The organism is Streptomyces sp. NPDC030809 (assembly GCF_055572195.1).
In genome coordinates this window covers 197,771-212,264 of record NZ_JBVIDV010000011.1, presented here as the reverse complement: position 1 = coordinate 212,264, position 14,494 = coordinate 197,771, and the positions used below count along the sequence as shown (strand labels likewise).

The 14,494-nt window shown below is 75.6% G+C and carries 14 protein-coding genes; 5 read left to right on the top strand and 9 right to left on the bottom strand.

Annotated elements, in window-relative coordinates; translation table 11 throughout:
* Positions 1-7: 7 nt before the first annotated feature.
* Both ACZ407_RS17235 and ACZ407_RS17230 read right to left on the bottom strand, forming a co-directional pair.
* Positions 8-604 (bottom strand): hypothetical protein, encoded by a 597-nt coding sequence (locus ACZ407_RS17235; RefSeq protein WP_468128912.1) that lies wholly within the window; start codon positions 602-604, stop codon positions 8-10.
* Entirely contained in the window at positions 601-1,209 is a 609-nt protein-coding gene (locus tag ACZ407_RS17230; RefSeq protein WP_468128911.1) for a hypothetical protein, read from the bottom strand. Before ACZ407_RS17230 ends, ACZ407_RS17235 begins: the two co-directional genes overlap by 4 nt.
* Before the next feature lie 186 nt (positions 1,210-1,395).
* Between ACZ407_RS17230 and ACZ407_RS17225 the strand changes: the two genes are divergently transcribed.
* A complete protein-coding gene (locus ACZ407_RS17225) occupies positions 1,396-2,676 on the top strand; it encodes a sensor histidine kinase (protein WP_468128910.1) in 1,281 nt (426 codons plus the stop codon).
* Positions 2,664-3,332, top strand: coding sequence for a response regulator (locus ACZ407_RS17220; protein ID WP_468128909.1), 669 nt, complete (start codon positions 2,664-2,666; stop codon positions 3,330-3,332). Before ACZ407_RS17225 ends, ACZ407_RS17220 begins: the two co-directional genes overlap by 13 nt.
* Before the next feature lie 10 nt (positions 3,333-3,342).
* Here ACZ407_RS17220 and ACZ407_RS17215 read toward each other — a convergent pair whose 3' ends face one another.
* A complete protein-coding gene (locus ACZ407_RS17215; protein WP_468128908.1) occupies positions 3,343-4,710 on the bottom strand; it encodes a glycosyltransferase 87 family protein in 1,368 nt (455 codons plus the stop codon).
* A gap of 70 nt (positions 4,711-4,780) precedes the next feature.
* Entirely contained in the window at positions 4,781-5,197 is a 417-nt protein-coding gene (locus ACZ407_RS17210; protein ID WP_468128945.1) for a MarR family winged helix-turn-helix transcriptional regulator, read from the bottom strand.
* Positions 5,198-5,389: 192 nt separating this feature from the next.
* On the opposite strand from ACZ407_RS17210, the gene ACZ407_RS17205 reads away from it, so the two are divergent.
* The gene (locus ACZ407_RS17205; protein WP_468128907.1) at positions 5,390-5,761 is read left to right on the top strand and encodes a cupin domain-containing protein; all 372 of its coding nucleotides are present in this window, start codon (positions 5,390-5,392) and stop codon (positions 5,759-5,761) included.
* A gap of 30 nt (positions 5,762-5,791) precedes the next feature.
* Here ACZ407_RS17205 and ACZ407_RS17200 read toward each other — a convergent pair whose 3' ends face one another.
* The 5 genes from ACZ407_RS17200 to ACZ407_RS17180 all read right to left on the bottom strand — a co-directional run bounded on the left by ACZ407_RS17200 (position 5,792) and on the right by ACZ407_RS17180 (position 10,637).
* Positions 5,792-6,217: a PaaI family thioesterase gene (locus ACZ407_RS17200; RefSeq protein ID WP_468128906.1), complete on the bottom strand. Its 426-nt coding sequence runs from the start codon at positions 6,215-6,217 to the stop codon at positions 5,792-5,794.
* A 46-nt stretch (positions 6,218-6,263) separates the two neighbouring features.
* Entirely contained in the window at positions 6,264-8,279 is a 2,016-nt protein-coding gene (locus ACZ407_RS17195; protein ID WP_468128905.1) for an FAD-dependent oxidoreductase, read from the bottom strand.
* Between the two features lie 146 nt (positions 8,280-8,425).
* On the bottom strand, positions 8,426-8,788 hold the full coding sequence (locus ACZ407_RS17190) for a hypothetical protein (protein ID WP_468128904.1): 363 nt from the start codon (positions 8,786-8,788) through the stop codon (positions 8,426-8,428).
* A 134-nt stretch (positions 8,789-8,922) separates the two neighbouring features.
* Positions 8,923-9,891, bottom strand: coding sequence for a serine/threonine dehydratase (locus ACZ407_RS17185; RefSeq protein ID WP_468128944.1), 969 nt, complete (start codon positions 9,889-9,891; stop codon positions 8,923-8,925).
* Between the two features lie 83 nt (positions 9,892-9,974).
* On the bottom strand, positions 9,975-10,637 hold the full coding sequence (locus tag ACZ407_RS17180) for a TetR/AcrR family transcriptional regulator (protein ID WP_468128903.1): 663 nt from the start codon (positions 10,635-10,637) through the stop codon (positions 9,975-9,977).
* Between the two features lie 258 nt (positions 10,638-10,895).
* Between ACZ407_RS17180 and ACZ407_RS17175 the strand changes: the two genes are divergently transcribed.
* Entirely contained in the window at positions 10,896-12,674 is a 1,779-nt protein-coding gene (locus ACZ407_RS17175; protein WP_468128902.1) for a ricin-type beta-trefoil lectin domain protein, read from the top strand.
* 242 nt (positions 12,675-12,916) lie between these two features.
* A complete protein-coding gene (locus tag ACZ407_RS17170; protein WP_468128901.1) occupies positions 12,917-14,494 on the top strand; it encodes a molybdopterin-dependent oxidoreductase in 1,578 nt (525 codons plus the stop codon).

Genomic DNA, 14,494 nt, shown 5'->3' with positions numbered 1-14,494 from the left:
GCGCCGGTCAGGCGCGGGCGGCCACGAAGGCGGCCGCCTCGGTCAGCGTGGCGCGCAACTCCTGCAGGAACGCCCACAGGTGGGGCGCCGCGACCGAGTACCCCGCCTCGGAGACCTCGTACGAGCCGTCCGGCTCGGTGCAGCCCGCGAACAGGTGGTAGACCCGGCCGGTGGTGGTGCTCACGGCGTAGGAGGCACCGCCGCCGTCGGTCGCGAACCCGGTCACCACGTCCTCGACCGCCCCGGTGAGCCGCGTGGTGCGGTCCCCCGGGACCGTGTCCATGGCGTCGCCGATCCAGAGGCCCACGTGGAGGTCGGCGAGTTCGACGGGGCCGAGCGACTGCCAGTACGCCACCACCGAGGGGTGCGCTCCGGCCGCGCGCAGCCGGTCGGCGATCCCTGCGGCCTCGCGCGCGGTGTTCCGGCGTACGCGGTGCTCGCCGGGGGCGAAACCGTGGACGGCTTCGAAGCCGCGCTCGAAGGTACGGGCGAGGCGGGCGGTGTCGGCCGCCCACTGCTCCAGCTCCCGCGCCGGGGCGAGGGCCGCCTCCGGGTCCGCGCCGGGCTGCGGGGCGGAGGGCCCGTGCGGGCCGGGGGCGGTCACGAGCGCCCCCGGGTGCCGGGGAGGGCGGCCACGTCGGCGGCGCAGCTCTCGTGGTAGCCGACCAGGGCGATCCGGTCGATGCGGTCGCTCTCCTCCAGCTTGCCCTTGACCGTCCAGGCGCCCTTGGTCAGGCGGGCTTCGGTGAAGGCGCCGCTCTGGTGCCGCTCGCCCACGGTCCAGCCGCGCTTCTCCAGTGCGCCCAGCACGGCGGCGAACGGGGCGGCGCCGGTCCCGGTGCCCACCGCCACGTCGGGCCAGCCCATCCAGAGCGTGGTGCACGGGCCGAGCTTGCGGTCGACGGGCGAGGTGGCGTCGGGGTCGGGGCCCGGGGACAGCCCCGCGAGTCCGGCCTCCTTCGCCGCCGCGTCCACCTCGGCGTCGACGGCCTCGCGGCCGAGGGGATCGGCCGCCTTCCGGTCCGCCGCGTCCGCCGCGGCCGCCGTGTCCCCCGCCTCCGGCGTGGCCGCGGGCGCCGTCGTGCCGTGCGTCGCGGACCGCCCGGCCTCCGGGGTCCGGTCCGCCGCTCCTTCCGCGCACCCCGTCAGCGCCAGTACGGCCACCGTGCCGAGCGCTGCCACAGCCAGCGCCGCCTTGCTCTGATTCAAAGGTTTCCCGCCCCGATTACGCATGATTGCCCATATACGGGGCTCATTATCCACGAAAGCCAAGACGACCCCGCCTGAACCCGGCTCCGCCCCGCCCACTCCGCGCACCCCGCCCGCCGCCGCTCCCCCGCCCCGCGCCTACCCTCGGAAGCCGTCACGATCACCACCGACCGGCCGGGAGGCCCCATGTCCGTCGCCGTCTGGGAGGCGGTACGGCAGCGCCCCGCGCGCTTCCTCTGGTCCCTCTGGCCACTGCGGGCCTGGGCGTTCCTGCTCAGCGGGGCCCTCTTCGGCTTCCTGGTCCTGGCCGTGCTGTCCGTGCTGATCGTGGCGGGGGTCGGTCTGTCCCTGCTCGGGATCGGCCTCCTGCTGCTGACGGCGGCCGTGCTGTCCGGGATCCCGGTGGCCGCCGCGGAGCGCCGCCGGCTGCGCCTGGTCGAGCCCCGGCCGCCCGCAGGCCCGCACGGCCCGCCGGTGCGCCCCGGGGTGCCGGCCTGGCTGTCCACCCGGCTGCGGGAGCGGGCGACCTGGCGGGAGTTCGCCTACGCCCTGCTCTTGGGCACGGTGTTCACGGCCGCCGCGTACGCGTTCACCGCCCTGCTCGGCCTGTCCCTGATGCTCACCGCCGCGCCCGTGATCGTGTGGGGCATCGCGCCCGACACGATCATGCTCGTGCCCGGGCAGCCCGTCTCCGAGCCTGCCGGGGCCCTGCCCGGCACGGCCGCCGGCCTCCTCGGCCTGGTCCTCTCGGCCTACACCGGGGCCCTGCTGGCCGGGGCCCAGGTGCGTGCCGCCGCATTGCTGCTGTCGCCGCCCGCAGAGCCGTCGGAATCCGGCAAGGTCATCGAACTCACCCGCTCCCGGGCCCGGTTGGCGGACGCCTTCGAGGCCGAGCGGCGCCGGATCGAGCGGGACCTGCACGACGGTGCCCAACAGCAGCTGGTGGCCCTGATGATGACGCTGGGACTGGCCGAACTGGAGCTGGGGGGCGCCGAGTCGCCGGCGGGAGCCCTCATCGTCCGGGCGCGCACCGAGGCCCGCCAGGCACTGGAGGAGCTGCGGGCGCTGATCCGCGGGATCCACCCGCAGGTGCTCACCGACCACGGACTCGCGGCGGCCGTCGACGAACTCGCCCTGCGCAGCGCGGTGTCCGTCACCTCCGACATCCTGCTGCCGCACCGGCTCGACCCCGCGGTGGAGACCGTCGCGTACTTCACGGTCACCGAGGCCCTCGCCAATGCCACCCGCCACGGCGGCGCCGGGTCGGTGGCCGTCCGCGGCCGGCTGGAGGGCGGCAGGCTGGTCCTGACGGTCACCGACGACGGGCGGGGCGGGGCGGATCCGGCGGCCGGAACGGGTCTGCAAGGATTGGCCGACCGTCTGGCCGTCGTCAAAGGAAGGCTGCTCTTGACCAGTCCCGTGGGCGGGCCCACCGAGCTGCGCGTGGAGGTGCCGTGCTCCGCGTAGTGCTGGCCGAGGACGCCGTACTGCTGCGCGCCGGGCTGGTCGAACTGCTGTCGCGGGTGGGACACGAGGTGGTCGCCGCGGTCGGCGACGCCGAGGGGCTCGCCCGCGCCGTGGACGCCGAGCGGCCGGACGTGGTGATCACCGACGTGCGGATGCCCCCGGGCTTCGGCGACGAGGGGCTGCGCGCCGCCCTCGAACTGCGGTCCCGGCACCCGGGACTGCCGGTGCTGGTGCTCTCGCAGTACGTGGCCACCGCGTACGCCACCCAGCTGTTCGGCGGGGCCGGCCCGGCCGAGGGCGGGCTGGGCTATCTGCTCAAGGACCGGGTCGGCGAGGTGGCCGAGTTCATGGACGCCCTGCGCCGGGTGGCGGCCGGGCGGACGGTCATCGACCCGGAGGTGGTGCGGGTCCTGCTGCGGCAGCAGAGTGCCGAGCGGCCGCTGAACCGGCTCACCCCGCGGGAGCGGGAGGTGCTCGCGCTGATGGCCGAGGGCCTCAACAACCAGGCCCTCGCGCAGCGTTTGACGGTGACCGAGGCCGCGGTGGTCAAGCACGCGAGCAACATCTTCATGAAGCTGGACCTCGATCCGGCCGAGGGCAACCGCCGGGTGCTGGCCGTCCTGGCGCATCTGCGCGGCGCGCACCCGGCGGAGTGAAGGGTCCCGGTCAGGCGCGCGCGGTGGCGCGCCGGGAGGAACCGGGCCCGGGTCGGCGGGCCGGGCCGGAGGACCGTACGATCCGGCTGCGCGAGCGGGCACCGCGCTGTCCGGCGGTGGCCAGGCGGGCCCACACCACCAGGATCAGCGGCAGGGCGAGGTAGCCGAACCGCCCGGCCGGGGCCAGGAGGAAGGCCGCGCACAGTCCGAGGGCGAGGCGGTCGGCGGCCGATACGAGGTCGTACGGCGGCCGGGCGGCCAGGGACAGGGCCACGGCCAGTCCGGCGGCGAGCAGCAGCCCCGCCGCCGCGTACCAGCCCCAGGGGCCGAGGTCGGCGAGGAGGCGGCCCGGCATCGGGCTGTCGGCCGGGGTCCGGAGCTCGCCGCGGCCGGTGGGGAAGGCGAGGACCTGCTCGTACACGGCCCGGGGCGAGAGCAGTACGGCGGGCAGGACCAGGGCGGCGGTGCCCGCGAGCGCCGTGCCCGCGCACTTCAGGGCGGGGCGCCGGCCGGCGAGGTGGGCCAGCAGGCAGACGGCGACCGCCACGGCCGGTACCGCCGTCCACTTGAGGGAGCAGGCCGCCGCGAGCGCCAGCCCGGCGGGGACCGGGCGGCCGCGCGCCGCGCACGCGAGGGCCAGGCAGAGCAGTCCGGCGAGCGGGAGGTCCACCCCGCTGACCGCGACCGGCAGGGCGACGGGCGGCGAGGCGAGCAGGGCGGCGGTGCCGAGCGCGTACGCGGACCCGGCGGCCCGGTCCGGTCCGCCGGAACCGGCGGAACCGGCGGAACCGGCGGAACCGATGGAACGGGCGGACCATGCGGGCCCGGACGGCGTGCCGGCGGGCGTTCGCAGCAGCCGCCGGCCGGCCCACAGGCAGCCGAGGAGGGCGGCGGCGCACCAGAGCCGGGGGTCGCCGAGGAGCCGCCCCAGCGGCCCGGAGTCCCCGAGCAGCTGCCGGGGCAGCCCGAAGAGGGCCATGCCGGGCAGGTACGGGGTGACCTCGCGGACCGTCTGCGGATCACCGAGGTACGGGGTGCCCTGGGCGAGCAGGAGCCGGCCGGCGCGCTCGATCACGCCGACCTCGCTCTGCGCGCCGCCGGTGAGCAGGAGGTACAGCGCGGGGACGAGGACCGCCCCGGTCAGGGCCGTCGCCACCGAGAGCGTCCGGGCGCGCGGCCACGGCAGGAGCAGGCAGAGGGCGGCGGCGCCCGCGTACGCGACGAGGGCGCTGACGGCCCAGAGGGTGTGCGTGCCCAGTCGGGTGGACATCAGCAGCCCGCCGGCACTCAGTGCGGCGGCCAGCCAACTCCCGCTCCAGAGAAGTCTTTTTGCGGCGAGCGCGCGAGCCCCGGCCCGGCGGATCCGATCAGTGGTCATACCCCCATTCCAGCCGCGGGCCGGGCCGCCGTCAGGGCACCCAGGCCGAGACTCCGGGGTCGGGTTTTCCCTACCAGACCGGCCGCAGGGCGGGCAGTCCGCCGTCCCCGGCGAGGGTGGTGACGACGCTCCACAGCTCGCGGCGCAGGGCGTCGAGATCGGCGGCGCCCGCGAGTTCGGCCTCCAGGCCGTGCAGGACCCGGCCCGCCACCTCCAGGTGGGCGCGGGCCGCGGAGGTGAGGACCACGAGCTTGCGGCGGCCGCCGGCGGGGTGCGGTGCGCGGCGGACGTAACCGCGCTTCTCCAGCTCGTCCACGAGCTGTCCGGCGGCCTGCTTCGTGACGCCGAGGCGTTCGCCGAGTTCGGCGGCCGTCAGCCCGTCGCCCTTGAGCAATTGGAATGCCATGCCGTGCAGGGGGCGCAGACCGGCCTGCCCGGCCGCCTCCAGGCGTCGGGTGAACTCGCCGATGAGCAGCTGGAAGCCCATGCCGAGGAGGAAGCCCAGCTCGGGTCCGGGCGGGCCCGCCGGGCCCGTCGCGGTCCCGTCCGGTGCGCTCGGGGCGGGGGGCTCGGGATGGAGGGATGCGTCCATGGAAAGAGGATGACACATACGAGTCAATGAGCTTTACTCACATGAGTCAAGGAACTTTACTCAACTGGCGAGAGGACCCGCCTGCCCATGCACGTGATCTCCCCGTCCCCCGAGCACGTCATCACCACGCCCAACGCCACCATGACCAAGCTGGCCGCACCCAGCCACGGCAGCGCCGAACTGAGCACCTGGAAGGTCGAGATGGCGGCCGGCGCCGCCGGGCCTGCGCACGCGGTCAGCCGCGAGCAGGTCTGGACCGTGCTGTCCGGCGCCCTGACCGTCACCGTCGAGGGCGCCGCGCGGACGGTGGCCGCCGGCGAGACGATCGTCCTGCCGCCCGGCCCGGTCCGCAGGATCCGCTCCGAGGCGGCGGCCGAGGCACTCGTCGCCATGCGGGCCGACGGGCTGGTCTCGGTCCCCGGCACCGAGGGCACCCGCCCGCTCCCCTGGGCCGAGTGACCGGCCGCGGCCCGGGAAGCGGGCGTCGGCTCAGCCGAGGAGCGCGTACACCGTCGAGGCGCGGGCCGCAGGCTCCTCGGCGCCGTCGGCGGTCAGCGTGATGTCGGCGAACGCCATGCGCTTGCCGAGCTTGGTGATGCGTACGTCGATCAGCAGGTCGGCGCCGACCACGGGACGCTGGAAGCTGGTGGACTGCTGGACGGTGGTCATCGGGCCGTAGCCCCCGCGGGCCGCGGAGACCGCGATCACCGTCGCGGTGTCGGCGGCGGCCATCATGGCCTGCCCGGAGAGCCCGCCGCCGTCCCGGGCCAGCCGGTCGGACCAGGGCAGGCGCAGGACGGCGTGGCGGTCGCCCGTCTCGGTCACGGTGAGACCGAGGTCGAGCACCCAGGGGGCGAAGTTGTCGGCGAGGATCTTCTCGGCGGCGGCTGTCGTCAGCGCGGATGTGTGCGTCACACGGCGATTGTGGCGGCCGCCCGGGGCCGCCACAATCGCCCTGCCGCTAGAGCTGCGCGGCCAGCTCCGTGCCCTGGCGCACCGCCCGCTTGGCGTCCAGCTCGGCGGCCACGTCGGCGCCGCCGATGAGGTGGGCGCTGATCCCGGCCGCGGTCAGCTCCTCGTACAGGCCGCGGCGCGGCTCCTGTCCGGTGCAGAGCACCACGGTGTCCGCGGGAACCAGGTGCTGCTCGCCGCCGACGGTGATGTGCAGGCCCTCGTCGTCGATGCGGTCGTACGCGGCACCGGCGACGGTGGTGACCCCGCGGTGCTTCAGTTCGGCGCGGTGGATCCAGCCGGTCGTGGTGCCCAGCCCGGCCCCGACCTTGGTGGTCTTGCGCTGGAGCAGGTGGACGGTGCGCGGGCTCGCGGGGCGCTCGGGGGCCCCGAGTCCGCCCCGGTTCTCGTACGCCGTGTCCACGCCCCAGTGGCGGAAGTAGACGTCCGGGTCCTGGGAGGCGCCCTCGCCGCTGTCGGTGAGGTACTCGGCGACGTCGAAGCCGATGCCGCCGGCGCCGACCACGGCCACCCGCTCGCCCACGGGGGCGCCGTCGCGCAGCACGTCGAGGTAGCTGACCACCTTGGGGTGGTCCACGCCCTCGATCTCGGGGATGCGCGGGGTGACTCCGGTGGCCACGACCACCTCGTCGTAGCCCTGTACGGCGGCCACGTCGGCCGGGGTGTTCAGGCGGACCTCGACGCCGTGCTCGGCGAGCTGGGTGCCGAAGTAGCGGATCGTCTCGTTGAACTCCTCCTTGCCCGGGATGCGCCGGGCGATGTCGAGCTGCCCGCCGATCCGGTCGGAGGCCTCGAACAGGGTGACCTCGTGGCCGCGTTCGGCCGCGGAGACGGCGCAGGCCAGGCCGGCCGGTCCGGCGCCGACCACGGCGACCCGCTTCTTAAGCCGGGTGGGGGCCAGGACGAGTTCGGTCTCGTGGCAGGCGCGCGGGTTGACCAGGCAGGAGGTGATCTTGCCGCTGAACGTGTGGTCCAGGCAGGCCTGGTTGCAGCCGATGCAGGTGTTGATGGTCTCGGCGCGGCCCTCGGCGGCCTTGGCGACGAACTCCGCGTCGGCGAGGAAGGGGCGCGCCAGCGAGACCAGGTCGGCCCGGCCCTCGGCGAGCAACTGCTCGGCGATCTCGGGGGTGTTGATGCGGTTGCTGGTGACGAGCGGCACGGAGACCGCGCCCATGAGCCGCTGGGTGACCCAGGTGTAGGCGCCGCGCGGCACGGAGGTGGCGATCGTCGGGATGCGGGCCTCGTGCCAGCCGATGCCGGTGTTGATGATCGTGGCGCCGGCCGCCTCGACCTCCTTGGCGAGCGAGACGACCTCGTCGAAGGAGGAGCCGCCGGGCACCAGGTCGAGCATCGACAGCCGGTAGATGATGATGAAGTCCGGGCCGACGGCCGCGCGCGTGCGGCGGACGATCTCCAGCGGGAAGCGGACGCGGTTCTCGTACGAGCCGCCCCAGCGGTCCTCGCGCCGGTTGGTGGCGGCGGCGATGAACTCGTTGATCAGGTAGCCCTCGGAGCCCATGATCTCGACCCCGTCGTAGCCCGCGGACTTGGCCAGGCGGGCGGCGCGCACGAAGTCCTCGACGGTCTCCTCGACCTCGGCGTCGGTCAGCTCGTGCGGCACGAACGGGCTGATCGGGGCCTGCAGGGCGGAGGGGGCGACCAGGTCCTTGTGGTAGGCGTACCGGCCGAAGTGGAGGATCTGCATGGCGATCCGGCCGCCCTCGGCGTGCACCGCCTCGGTGATCAGGCGGTGCTCCTCGGCCTCCTCCTCGGTGGTGAGGCGGGAGCCGCCCTCCATGGGGCGGCCGCGGTCGTTCGGGGCGATGCCGCCGGTGACGATCAGGCCCGCGCCGCCGCGGGCGCGCTCGGCGTAGAACGCGGCGAGCCGCTCGAAGCCGCGCGGGGCCTCCTCCAGGCCGGTGTGCATCGAGCCCATGATCACCCGGTTCGGCAGGGTGGTGAAGCCCAGGTCGAGCGGGCTCAGCAGGTGCGGGTACTGGCTCATCGGGGGGCGCCTCCTCGCGCGGTGTGGTCGCTCTGTTCTAGCGAGCACTCCCCCATTGTGCAACTAGGTGCAAAATCAGGCCAGGCCTCTGTGGCGCGCCTCACGCCGGGTGCGGCCCCGGGCCGCACCCGGCGCGCGGCCGTGCGCTACTTCGAGCGGTACTCGGCCTTGTCCGCGAGCTTCCCGTCCTTGAAGCAGAGGCGGAACACCGTCTCGGCCGCCGGGTCGGCCTCGTCCAGGAACCAGGAGCAGGCGGCACCCGCCGGCCGGGCCGGCCCGCCCTCCTTCAGCACGTCCTGCATGAAGCCCTTGCCCTCGGGGAGGCGGGCGCGGACCTCGCCCTCCGGGTCCCCGGTCTTCACCGCCTCGAAGACCTGCCGGTCGATCATGGTCTCGTCGGCGGCGTCCACCACCGCGAAGATCCCGAAACCCAGGGCCACCAGGGCGGCGATTCCCAGGACCCCCGCCACCAGGCACCCGATCAGGCACCCGTTCCGCCGCTCCGCCACACCCGTTCCCTTCTTCGCGTTCCTCCGGACGCTTCCGACTCTGGCAGGCGGCCCGGCCGTGGCGTGTTCTCGAAAGTCGCCGTTCTCCGCGACGTTCGTCGCTCCTTTCGTCCCGCTCCGCCCGGCCGCAGGGTTCAGACCAGGTCGGAGGGGTCGGTGTTCGCCCCGCACAGCACGACCGCCGTGCACGAGCCGGGGGGCGCGGGCGCGTAGGCCACCGCCGCGTACGCGGTGGCGGCCGCGTGCTCGACCGCGATGCGGTGCTCGTCCCAGAGGCGGCGGCGGGCCCGGACGATGTCCGCGTCCGCGACGAGGACCGACTCGACCCCCGGCTGCGCGGCCCTGGCGAGCGCGGCCGCCGAGACCCGGGTGGCACCGAGGGAGTCGGCGGCCACCGAGTCCACCGGCACGTCCACGGGCCGCCCCGCCGCCAGCGCGGCGTGCAGGGCGCGGCAGCCCTCGGGCTCCACGGCCGTGACGCGGATGCCGTGCTCGAGGGCGGCCGCGGCCACCCCCGCGAACAGGCCGCCGCCGCCCACGGAGACCACCAGGGAGTCCAGCTCCGGCAGCTGCTCGCGGATCTCCCCGACGAGGGTGCCGGCTCCGGCCGCGATCAGCGGGTGGTCGTAGGCGTGGCTCAGCAGGGCGCCCGAGGACGCGGCGTACGCCTCGGAGGCGGCGAGGGCCTCCCCGTACACGCGGCCGTGCAGCCGGACCTCGGCCCCGTACGAGCGCAGCCGGGCCACCTTCACCGGCGGGGCGGTCTCGGGCAGGAACACGATGGCGGGCACGCCCTCCTCGCGGGCGGCCCAGGCGCAGGCGAGTCCGGCGTTGCCGCCGGAGGCGATGACCACGCCGGCGGCGGGCAGGGTGCCGGCCGCCCGGTGCGCGGCGAGGAAGTTGCGCGCGCCGCGGGCCTTGAAGCTGCCGGTGTGCTGGAGGTGCTCCAGGGCGAACCAGACTCCGGGCCCGGCGGGTGCGAGGGCCACGGGGCGGACCCACCCCTTGATGCGGGCGGCGGCGGCCCGGACCTCCGGGGCCCCGAGCGGCGCGGACGGCCGCCCCTGCGTCCCGGCCGGGTCCCGGGTCTGGCGCGCGTCCATCTGCGTCTCCTCCGGTACGGGGTGCTGGTTCACGGCGTTCCTCCTGGTCGGGGCGGTGGCGGGCGGGGCCGGCCGAGGGCGGGTCAGGCGGTGGCGGGTCCGGGCGCCGCGTCCGGCCCGGCGGCCCGGATGAGGGCGCGGAGTGCGTCCCGGTGGACCGCGTGGTCGGTGAGCGGGGGCAGCAGTTCCGGCATGTGGCCGGTGAGTACGGGGAACTCGGCCGGGTCGAGTGCGGCGAGGGCGCGCCGCGAGGCGGCCGTGGCACCCTGCGGGTCGCGGTGGTCGACGAAGGCGGCGCAGCCGAGGGTGAGCAGGTACATCTGCCGGTAGACGGCCATCGCCCGGCCGGGGGCCATGCCGGCCGCGATGTTGGCGGCGAGGGCGGGCTCGACGAGCCGGGCCAGCAGGTTGCGGCCCATCCAGGGGCGGCTGCCGCGCAGGGCGAGCAGGCCGGGGTGGTCGGTGAGCAGCCGGTAGAGGGCGGTGAAGCGCTCCTCCGTCCCGGCGGCCCAGCCGGTCCCGGGCGCCGGCTCGGGGAGCCGGGCGGCCAGGTGGTCCGTGCAGAGGTCGAGCAGTCCGGCGAGGTCGGTGCAGCGCCGCTGGACGGTGGCGTGGGAGACCTCCAGGCGCTCGGCGAGGGCGCGGAAGCTGAGCGCCCCGGGGCCCTCCTCGTCGATGAGGCGCAGCGCGGCCTCGGCGATGGCCCCGGGGGTGGCGCGGTCCAGTGCGGGTGAGCTCCTCGGCATGCGATACACCGTATCATACGTCGTATCCGCGGTGCGGTTCGCATGGTGTGCCGGGTCACTCCAAGATCACCCCGTTTGCCGAGGATTCCCCTGCCATCCACCCGATTGCAGCCATATGGAGGTGCATTGGGGTTTTTCGATGGGCATACGTTGAACACTGACGCCGCGTCACCCCTGCGCCGATCCCCGAGCGCTGACGCCTCGAAGCACTGACGCCACGACAGATCGTCAGCACGCCCCCCAAGTCGAGGAGCCTCCGTGCCGCCACGCCTGCGTGTGCTCAGCAGCTGTCTCACGGCTGCCGCACTTCTCGCCCTGTCCTCCCCCGTCCCCCTCGCCGTGGCCGAACCCCGCACCGCACCGGCCCCCTCCCCCTTCCTCCGCACCCCGGCCGGGCCCGCGCCGGGGCCGGGGGCACCGCGTACGGCCGCCGCTCCGCCCGCGGCCGCGGACCCGTACGCCACCTCGGACACCCCGCTCGCCCTGACCCCGCCGATGGGCTGGAACAACTGGGCGCACTACATGTGCGACATCGACGAGGAGACGGTCGTGGCCAATGCCGATGCGCTCGTGCGCACGGGACTGGCCGCCAAGGGCTACGACACCGTGACCGTCGACGACTGCTGGCTGAAGCGCTCCCGGGACCCGGCGGGGAACCTGGTCGCCGACCCCGACCGGTTCCCCCGGGGCATGGCCTGGCTCGGCCGGTACCTGCACGGCAAGGGGCTCAAGTTCGGCCTCTACCAGGACGCCGGGGCCCTGACCTGCGAGAAGTTCCCGGGCAGCGGGACCCCGCAGGGCGGCGGGGCCGACCACTTCGCGCAGGACGCCCGGCTGTTCGCCTCCTGGGGCGTGGACTACCTGAAGATGGACGGCTGCAACATGTGGCTGGCCCCGGGCCAGACCAAGGAGGAGGCCTACCGGAAGGCGTACACGGCCGCGGCCCGCGCCCTGCGCGACAGCGGGCGTCCGATCGTCCTGTCCGCGTCCGCCCCCGCCTACTTCCAGAAGGGCGAGTGGGGCAGCCCGGCCTGGTACTCGGTGATCGGATGGGTGGGCGACACCGCCCAGCTGTGGCGCGAGGGCAAGGACGTACAGGTCCGCGACCCGGCCGCGCCGACCGCCTCGCGATGGTCCTCCGTACTCGGGAACTACGGGTACAACCGGTGGCTCGGGCGCTACGCCGGACCGGGGAACTGGAACGACCCCGACTTCCTCATCGCGGGCGCCCCGGGCCTGACCGCGGAGGAGAGCCGTACGCAGGTCGCCCTGTGGGCCATGATGGCCGCCCCCTTCATCCTCTCCTCCGAGGTCGGCGCCCTCGGCTCCGCCGGGCTGGCCGCGCTCGGCAACACCCACCTGATCGCGGTGGACCAGGACGAGCTGGGCCGGCAGGCCGCCGTGGTCTCCACCGACGGCAGCACGGACGTGCTCGCCCGGCCGCTGGCCGGCGGGGACCGCGCGGTGGCGGTGCTCAACCGGACCTCCGCGGCCCGGCGGGCCGTCGTCCCGCTGGCGGACATCGGCCTGCCCGGCTGCCGGGTGAGCGCCCGGAACCTGTGGACCGGCGCCGCCTCCGAGACCTCCGGCCCGCTCACGGCCACCGTCCCGGCCCACGGCACGGCGATCTGGCGGCTCACCCCGCGCGGGTGCGCCGCACCGGTCCCCACCGGGCAGCTCACCGGCAACGGCATGCGGTGCGCGGACGGGGACAACGCGGCACGGGCCGGCGGCGTGCTGCTGGAGGCGTGCACCGGGGAGGCGGGCCAGCGGTGGACCACCCCCGCCGACGGGACCCTGCGGCAGGCCGGGCGCTGCCTGACCGCGGCCGGCTCGGGTTCCGCGGCGACCGTGTCGCTGGCGGCGTGCGATCCGGCGGACACCCCCGGGCAGCGCTGGCGCTGGCGGGCCGACCGGACCGTGGCCGAACAGGGCTCCGGGCTCTGCCTGGACGCCCCGGAGGCTTCCACGGAACGCCTGCGGGCCCGGCCGTGCGGCAGCAATCTGGTCAACCAGGCCTGGGCGCTGCCGGTCTGACCGACCATTGACGTACCGGCGTACCGGCGTACCGGCGTACCGGCGTACCGGCACATCGGTACGCCGGTACGTCGGTACGCCGGTACGGCCACGCGACCCGGCACACTGGCACGGCGGTACGTCGGCATACGGAGCATCGAGGCATGGTGCACCGGCACATGACGCCGGGCCCGACGGCGGGCGCGGGCCCCCGGCGAACACCACCGCGGGCCGCCGGCCCCCAGCAGCACGAGGGAGACCACGTGACCCTTCCGGACCCCGGTGACACCCCCGCCCGGCGTGCGGCCCGGCGCCGCCGGGGAGTCGTCTGCGGGCTGGTCGCGGGCTTCGCCGGGCTGGGCCTGGCGGAGTTCGCGGCAGCGGTCGTACGCCCCCAGTCGGGGCCGGTGACGGCCGTCGGCGGCGCGGTGATCGATGCGGTGCCCGCGGTGGTGAAGGAGTGGGCGATCCGCGCCTTCGGCACCTCGGACAAGCTGGTCCTCCAGCTCGGCATCCTCGCGGTGCTGGCCGGCTTCGCGGCGGCGGCCGGGGTGCTGGCCGTGCACCGGCCGCCGGCCGGCGCCCTGGCAGCCGCGGGCTTCGGCCTGCTCGGCGCCCTCGCGGCGGTGGGCCGCCCGGAGGGGCGGCCGGCGGATGCGCTGCCCTCGGCGGTGGCGGGCCTGGTCGCCGCCGCGGTGCTGTACCTGCTGGCCGTACGGGTGCGGGCCGGGTACACGGGTGCCGGGTCGGCCCCGGACCGGCGCCGCTTCGTGCAGCTGGCGGCCGGGACGGTGGTGCTGTCCGGCTTCGCCGGGCTGGTGGGGCGGCAGGTGAACTCCTCGGGCGCGGCGGAGGCGGAGGCCTCCCGGGCCGCGCTTCGGCTGCCGCCCCCCGCCTCCCCGGCCCGTCCCGTGCCGCCGGGTGCGGACCTGCGGGTCCCGGGCGTGGGCCCGTTCCTGACCCCGGCCCGGGACTTCTACCGCGTGGACACGGCGCTGGTGGTGCCGCGGACCGAGGCCGCCGACTGGTCGCTGCGCATCCACGGCGAGGGCGTGACCCGGCCGCTGACCCTGCGGTACGCGGACCTGCTGCGGCGCGAGCTGGTGGAGCGGGACATCACCCTGGCCTGCGTGTCGAACGAGGTGGGCGGGCCGTACGTGGGCAACGCCCGCTGGCTCGGCGTGCGGCTGGCGGACCTGCTGCGGGAGGCGGGGGTGCGGGCGCCTTCGCAGGGCGGTCCGGCGGACCAGCTGGTGGCCCGGTCGGCGGACGGGATGACGATCGGCACCCCGGTCGAGACGGTGCTCGACGGGCGCGACGCGCTGCTCGCGATCGGGATGAACGGCGAGCCGCTGCCCTTCGAGCACGGCTTCCCGGTCCGGATGGTCGTACCGGGCCTGTACGGGTACGTGTCGGCGTGCAAGTGGCTGCGGGAGCTGCGGCTGACCACCTTCGCGGCGTACGACGCGTACTGGGTGCGGCGGTCCTGGGCCGCGCGGGCCCCGGTCAAGACGCAGTCGCGGATCGACACCCCGCGCTCGTACTCCTCCCCGGCGGCGGGCCGGATCGCGGTGGCGGGGGTGGCCTGGGCGCAGCACCGCGGGATCTCGAAGGTCGAGGTGCGGGTGGACGGGGGCGCCTGGCAGGAGGCCCGGCTGGCCGCGGCGGACACGGTGGACACCTGGCGGCAGTGGGTGTGGGAGTGGCAGGCGGAGAAGGGGCGGCACGAGCTGGCGGTCCGGGCGACGGACGGCGAGGGGCGGACCCAGACCGGGCGGCGCAGCGGCACTCTGCCCGACGGGGCCACGGGCTGGCACACGGTGGTGGTGAACGTGTCCTGA

Bases quoted from the DNA above. Each gene is read 5' to 3' on its own strand.
- ACZ407_RS17225 (WP_468128910.1), top strand. From the start codon at position 1,396: ATGTCCGTCGCCGTCTGGGAGGCGGTACGGCAGCGCCCCGCGCGCTTC.
- ACZ407_RS17215 (WP_468128908.1), bottom strand. From the start codon at position 4,710: ATGACCACTGATCGGATCCGCCGGGCCGGGGCTCGCGCGCTCGCCGCA.
- ACZ407_RS17210 (WP_468128945.1), bottom strand. From the start codon at position 5,197: ATGGGCTTCCAGCTGCTCATCGGCGAGTTCACCCGACGCCTGGAGGCG.
- ACZ407_RS17205 (WP_468128907.1), top strand. From the start codon at position 5,390: ATGCACGTGATCTCCCCGTCCCCCGAGCACGTCATCACCACGCCCAAC.
- ACZ407_RS17195 (WP_468128905.1), bottom strand. From the start codon at position 8,279: ATGAGCCAGTACCCGCACCTGCTGAGCCCGCTCGACCTGGGCTTCACC.
- ACZ407_RS17185 (WP_468128944.1), bottom strand. From the start codon at position 9,891: ATGGACGCGCGCCAGACCCGGGACCCGGCCGGGACGCAGGGGCGGCCG.
- ACZ407_RS17180 (WP_468128903.1), bottom strand. From the start codon at position 10,637: ATGCCGAGGAGCTCACCCGCACTGGACCGCGCCACCCCCGGGGCCATC.